The 2919-nt window shown below is 61.8% G+C and carries 3 protein-coding genes; all 3 read left to right on the top strand.

The annotated features are described in order from the left end of the window. The first annotated feature begins 269 nt into the window (after window positions 1–269). Window positions 270–1682 carry an XRE family transcriptional regulator gene (locus E1287_RS44495; protein WP_243719838.1) on the top strand — a complete coding sequence of 471 codons (1413 nt, stop codon included), beginning with the start codon at window positions 270–272 and terminating at the stop codon, window positions 1680–1682. After that, window positions 1679–2281, top strand: a complete 603-nt coding sequence (locus tag E1287_RS42855; RefSeq protein WP_131971824.1) for a flavoprotein — start codon at window positions 1679–1681, stop codon at window positions 2279–2281. Before E1287_RS44495 ends, E1287_RS42855 begins: the two co-directional genes overlap by 4 nt. Continuing rightward, window positions 2268–2919, top strand: a 652-nt coding sequence (locus tag E1287_RS42850) for a hypothetical protein (protein WP_131971822.1), incomplete at its 3' end; no start/stop codon positions are given. The genes E1287_RS42855 and E1287_RS42850, both read left to right, overlap by 14 nt.

Below are 2919 nucleotides of genomic sequence, written 5' to 3'. Positions count from 1 at the left end.
CCGCCCGGCACCCCCACCAGCACCGCCCGCCGAGGATGAACGAAATTCCAACCCCGGCCGCCGCACCGGCCGCAGTCCGCCTTGCCTGTTCCCTGCTGCTGCGTCATGGCGACCACGATCGGCGCAAACGCGCCCCGCACCCATTCCCCGGCGGTATCCCGCCACGGGATATACGCTCAGCAATGACGAGTCACGCGGAGGGAGACCCCATGTCGGGACGGGCGTCAGACCCGATCGCCATCCCCCAAACCCTGTGGGAACGCCCACAGATGACCGACGCCCTCCGCGCCCGCGACATCCGCACCGTCTTCCGTCTCGTCCAGCAGCACGCAGGCGCCAGCCAGACCCGAATCGGGATCGCCTGCGGCATGTCACAAGGCAAAGTCAGCGAGACCATGAAGGAGGGCGGCCCCCAGGTCCTCACCCTGGACGTCTTCGAGCGCATCGCCGACGGCCTCCAAATGCCGGACACCGCCCGCATGACCCTCGGCCTAGCGCCCCGTACCCTCACCCCGCCGATCACCGCAAACGCGACGGTCATCACACCCCGAGATGAGCCCACGGGCTTGGCCCCGGCCTCATCCCTGGGTTCCCTGGACGTAGATCCCGACGTCCAGGAAGGGGACCCCGTGCGTCGCCGGACCTTTACCAAGCTCGCCGGAACAAGCCTGTTCAGCGCCATCCTCGCCGACCTACCTGCAGACGGCGCACCCCTGAACGGCGTCGAGGCATTCGCCGCCGCGCTAGCCGGCTACCCCAACCTCAGCAGCGACCACAACCCGGCCGCGCTCAGCATGACCCACCTGGCCAAGGCCGTCGCCGCCGCCAAGCGCAACTACCAAGACTGCCGATACTCCAGCGTCATCAAGTCACTCCCCCCGCTCCTAACCGACCTGCGCACCGCATGCAACAACCACGAGGGAGACACCCGCCTCAGAGCCGAAGCACTCTCGGCCGAAGCCCACCACGTCGCCGCGAGCATCCTGCTCAAACTGGACGAAGAAGGGCTTGCATGGGTCGCCGCCGACCGCAGCATGCAGGCTGCCCGCAACAGCCAGGACCTCACGATCATCGGGTCAAGCGCCCGCATCATCACGCACGCCCTGATGAACGACGGCCACCACGGCGCAGCCACCCAGACCGCCAGCACCTACGCCGAACGCATCGACCACGACACTGACGACCGCAGCCCCGCATTCCTCTCCGTCTACGGCGCGCTCCTCCTACGCGGAGCCGTCGCCGCCGGACACCGCAGCGACCGTCACACCGCCGCCACCCTCCTAGACGAAGCCGAACACGCAGGGCGCGAGTTGGGCGGAGACTTCAACCACCGCTGGACCGCGTTCGGCCCCACGAACGTCCAACTTCACCGGGTGAACATCGCTCTTCGACTCGGCGACGCCGGAGCGGCCATCCAGGAAGCCCGCCGTATCGACCTGGACCGCGTCCCCCTCACCGAGCGCAAAGCAATACTCCTCCTCGACACTTCACGGGCCCTTACCCAGTGGGGCAAGCATGACAAGGCATATGACGTCCTCCGCTTCGCCCACCAGCTAGCCCCCGAAGAGATATCGGCCCGTCCCGCCGTACACCGCACGCTGCGCGACCTCATGGCCACCGCCCCGCCTAGCATCAAACGGCAGCTCAGAGACTTCACCACAGACATCGGGGTGCGCTTGTGACCGAGACCGACCGCCGCAAAGTCCTCTACGTCATCGTGTGCGCAGCAGGCCCCGCCGGCGACGTCGGAAAACTCGTCACCCTCGCCCACCAACAAGGCTGGGACATCCAGATCATCGCCACACCCTCAGCCCTGGACTTCATGGACACCCAAGCCCTAGAAGCCCAAACCGGCCACTCCATCCGCAGCGAATACCGCAAGCCCGGCCAACCCCGCTCCCCCAAGGCAGACGCCATCATCGTCGCCCCCGCCACCTACAACACCATCAACAAATGGGCCAACGGCATCAGCGACACCTACGCCCTAGGCATTCTCGCCGAAGCACCAGGACTAGACATCCCTGTCGCAGTCCTCCCCTTCGTCAACACCGCCCTAGCCTCTCGCACTGCTCTACAGCGCAGCATCGAAATACTGTGCGACGAAGGCGTACGGGTCCTGTTCGGCCCCGGCGAATTTGAACCCCACGCCCCCGGTACGGGCGACACTCGCCTAGAGAATTTTCCCTGGTCGAGACTCATGCTTGAAATCGACAAGGCCATGCCTCGACATTACCATTCCGAGTCTTCAACGCCAGGAGATGATGTAGATGAAAGAGCTTGATTCCTCTGGCATATTTTGGTTGCCGGACCACGAAAATGACCCTTTGTCGGGAAGGCTTACATATAGCCCGACGGGAAACATAATGTTGACACTCATTGGAGATTTTCAAAATAGCCTTCGAGGGCCGAAGGGGAAGATATTTGGCACTATCAAGTCTGGCGAGGTCACGCTACTTGATTGTTTCTCCAAGGGAGTTTGGCGCAGAATTCCCGGAATCAGCGAAAGTGGATATATTGCCAACTCAATGCTACTTGGACACATTTTCGAGGAGCCGGAACCACTTTTTCTCTCAGCTAGAGTGAGATTTAGTGATGTGGATAGCTGGATAGGGCGCACTCCTCTCGACGATCGAGACCTACAGGACCTTGACAATAGTAATTCCAAGCCCACAGTTAAAATCCAGCCGATCGAAGATTCCATTAGCTCATTCTCGCGAGGCAAAATAACGGTCAGACATGTGTGGAACTATCGTGACCGAAGCATAGCCGGACTTACGCTCTACCAAGAGCCTCACATTCTTATACAATATGATTCACCGACACCTTTCAAGGAGATAGCCAAGGACGTCGGGCGCCTGGAAAGCTTTATTACTCTTTGCATTGATGCGTCCATCGACTTGGATGAGTTCGTGGTGCGAC

Source organism: Actinomadura sp. KC06 (genome assembly GCF_004348735.1).
Lineage (GTDB): Bacteria > Actinomycetota > Actinomycetes > Streptosporangiales > Streptosporangiaceae > Spirillospora.
Note: the sequence above shows the minus strand (reverse complement) of the source record. Positions and strands in the feature narration are given on the sequence as shown.